The sequence below is a fragment of the Pseudomonas sp. UM16 genome (genome assembly GCF_050312595.1).
In the GTDB taxonomy this organism is placed as follows: Bacteria; Pseudomonadota; Gammaproteobacteria; order Pseudomonadales; family Pseudomonadaceae; genus Aquipseudomonas.
Window position 1 is genome coordinate 1 of the sequence record NZ_JBNPJT010000114.1, and the last position, 203, is coordinate 203.

A 203-nucleotide genomic window follows, 5' to 3' on the forward strand; every position below is an offset into this window, starting at 1 on the left:
GTGGTGGTGTCGGTGGTGTCTTTGACTTCAACGGTGATATTGGCATCGGTGAGGTCAGTTTTTTCGAAGTTGCCGCCTATCACCTCGGTCACAGTCGCGGTGACTTTAGAGCCGTCGAGGTAAGCATCTTCGCCGTTGGTATTCGGAACCGACAGGGTGCCCTTGCCGCTGGCATCGATGTTTACGGTGTGGTTCTGGCCACC

General features: G+C 55.7%; 1 protein-coding gene. It reads right to left on the minus strand.

What is annotated here, in order from left to right; translation table 11 throughout:
- Window positions 1-203: immunoglobulin-like domain-containing protein (locus tag ACQRAX_RS25810; protein ID WP_427867809.1), on the minus strand; the 203-nt coding region annotated here is incomplete at both ends.